This window comes from Runella sp. MFBS21, from assembly GCF_029433105.1.
Lineage (GTDB): Bacteria > Bacteroidota > Bacteroidia > Cytophagales > Spirosomataceae > Runella.
This window is the reverse complement of the sequence record NZ_JARNTW010000053.1, coordinates 1-2,991: the sequence shown is the minus strand read 5'-3', so window position 1 is coordinate 2,991 and position 2,991 is coordinate 1. Positions and strand designations below refer to the sequence as shown.

Below are 2,991 nucleotides of genomic sequence, written 5' to 3'. Positions count from 1 at the left end.
ATGAAGCAAAAGTAGATGAGTTTTGGAAGACATCCACTAGGTTGCTAGAGCCAGTACCCGAAGCAGTTTGGTCGATGATGATGTCACCCAAAGCATCGGTACGTTGTAGCGTAGTAGCGGTGTTGGATGCGTTGTCGATCGCATCCTGAGTGATTTCGGCATTAGAGCCAAGAGCGTTGAGGTCTTCTTGAGTAACGGTAGCAGTATTGGTAGCACTGAAAGCGGCTGTTTGGTCTACAGATGCAGTTTCAGTATCTCCTTTTTGAATGATAGTGGCAGTGTTTGTACCCGCGTTTTCAGCTAGTTGGGAGATGGTTGCACCACTATTATCTGTATTGATCTCCTGAGTAATAGTAGCGGTGTTGGAGCTACCTGAGCCATCGGCATCTTGGTCGATGGTAGCAGTGAGATTATTACCATATTGATTAACTGTAGCATAGTTGTCAGCACTTGCGGATGCATCTTGGGTGATAGTGGTAGTAGCAAAGTCACTATCTGTGTATTGATCCACATATGCTTGGTTATAACTTCCTGCACCAGTACCTGTCTGGGTAATAGTGGTCTCAATATCATCACCTGTTTGTTCTACATTGGCATAGTTTTCAGCACCAGCTTGAGCATCTTGAGATACAGTGATATCGGCATTAGAGCTATTGTTGTATTGATCTAGGTAAGTAGTGTTTGAACTATTGGCACCACTGGCGTTTTGCTCTACATCTATAGTTACATAGTCTCCTCTTTGCTGGATATTAGCATAGTTTTGCCCCCCCGTGATTGCATCTTGCATTACGGTTACATCTCCATAACTACTTTGTGAAGTTTGCTCTACGTAAGCTTCATTGTTACTATCGGTTCCGTCGGCAGTTTGTGATACAGTGGCCGATAAGTCATCCCCTGCTTGTTCCACGTCTGCAAAGTTGTCGGCACTAGCCGAAGCCGTCTGGGTAATGGTAGCAGTGGCGTCATCACTTAATAAAGTTTGCTCAATGGTTCCTGTATTTGTACTACCAGCACCAGTAGCTGTCTGAGTTATAGTTGCCTCAAGGTCGTCGGCTAGCTGACTAATAGTTGCGTCGTTTTCGCCTCCTGATTGGGCGTTTTGGGTGATAGTGGCTGTGACATATCTACTCAAAACTCCTTGTAAGATATTTGCGTCATTGTTGCTACCAGTTCCTGCCGCAGTTTGTGTAACAGTAAGATCAGAGTCATCACTACCTTGCCATGTTACGGCATCGTTTACACCTCCAGAAGAGGCTGTTTGAGTGATAGTAGCATCTGTATTGTTAGGGAGTAAATCTTGAATTACATCAGCATCATTTTGGCTACCCGTACCAGTTGCATTTTGGGTTACAATGGCACTTAGATTATCGGCTAATTGGACAACGCTAGATTCGTTGATAGCACCATCAGTGGCAGTCTGAGCAACGGTTGCAGTTGAATTATCGCTCAACAAACCTTGACGAACATAAGAGTCATTGGATGTAGAAGTACCACTTGCACTTTGAGTGATTGTAGCGGTTAAATCATCATTTAATTGATCTACATATGACTCATTATATCCACCGCCGTTAGCGGTTTGAGATAAACCTACATTAGAATCATCACTGGTAACAGCTTGGCTTACATAGGAGTCATTTTGGCTACCAGCTCCGTCGGCATTTTGGGTAGATGTTACAGTAATATCTGTGCCATATTGGTTTACATCTATGTAGTTTGAACCTCCCAAATTAGCGGTTTGAGTTACCGTTGCGGTGTTGTCATTGCTATTGTTCTGATAAATATCAGCATCATTGTAGCTACCAGACCCAGTAGCTGTTTGAGTTACTGTAGCTACTGCATCTTTTCGCTGATCAATTTCAACATAGTTTTCGCCGTCAGTAGCATTTTGAGTAACTGTTGAAACGTTAGCATCATCAAATTGATTGACATCAGCAGTGTTTATACCATTAGTTGTCGTTTGAGACAATGTCGCGCTGTTGTTACCAGTGGCATCTACGTTTTGAGACAAAGTGGCAGTATTAACACCGCCAGCACTAGCTTCTTGGGTGATTGTTCCAAAGTTAGCAAATGCTGCACTCGTTTGAGTTAAGTTGATAGTGTTGAGGGAAGAAGCTCCGTCGGCAGTTTGGTTAAGTGTAGCCGTATTGGCTCCGCTTCCTGAGACAGTTTGGCTTGGTCCACTGACTGTGTTTATTCCACCATTAGTTGATGTTTGATTCGCAGTTAATGAGTTTTGCGAATACGCCGCTAGAGCAAAGAGGAAGCTCGCAACGGTCATTGTGAGTTTTTTCATGAATGTATGTAAATAAAATGGTTCGAGGTAAGATTGATTTTCAAAAGGGTATACTTAATGTATACAAAAGTATAAGTTTAAAAAGATTTTTTGTTAAGTTTGGTATGTATTTTTTTTAACGGTATAAAAATATAAAAAAAACGCTGAAAAGAATTTCTTTCAGCGTTTTTTTATGTTATCAAACGGGAGCTTGTTTAGATACCAGTTTGAGTAAGCGTAAAGGTATTATTGTTACCGTTTTGGTTGAGCGTGTAAGAGTTACCACTACCATTTTGAGTAAATCCAGCGGTGTTGTTGTTACCGTTTTGGTTAATTTCTAGGTAGTTATTTCCTCCCCCTTGTTGGACTGCTCCCCCCGCGGCACCCACGATGCTGTTTCCGTTTCCAACTTGCGAGAAAATGGCCTCATTTCCTGAACCAATTTGCTCAAGAGCAGCATAGTTGGAGTTACCATTTTGCGTTAGAGATGCCATGTTATCTTGTGATAGCTGAGAAATGTAGCTAAAGTTGTCATTTCCAGTTTGACTAACACTAGCGGTGTTGTTAAGCCCAGCTTGCCCAATTTGAGCGTTGTTACCGATTCCATTTTGTGAAATAGAGGCATCATTAGCCGGCCCGTCAAGTTGGGTGATGCTAGCTTCATTACCTGTACCTGTCTGAGTAATAGAGGCTACATGGTCGCTATTAGATTGTGAAAT

At 42.3% G+C, this 2,991-nt stretch carries 1 protein-coding gene and 1 pseudogene; both read right to left on the bottom strand.

Features of this window, described 5'->3' with window-relative positions; all coding sequences use genetic code 11:
- The coding region (locus P1X15_RS32385) for a hypothetical protein (RefSeq protein WP_277342248.1) at nt 1-2,293 on the bottom strand (2,293 nt) is incomplete at its 3' end.
- A 194-nt stretch (nt 2,294-2,487) separates the two neighbouring features.
- Nucleotides 2,488-2,991: pseudogene (locus P1X15_RS32380) on the bottom strand (hypothetical protein); the annotation flags it as partial.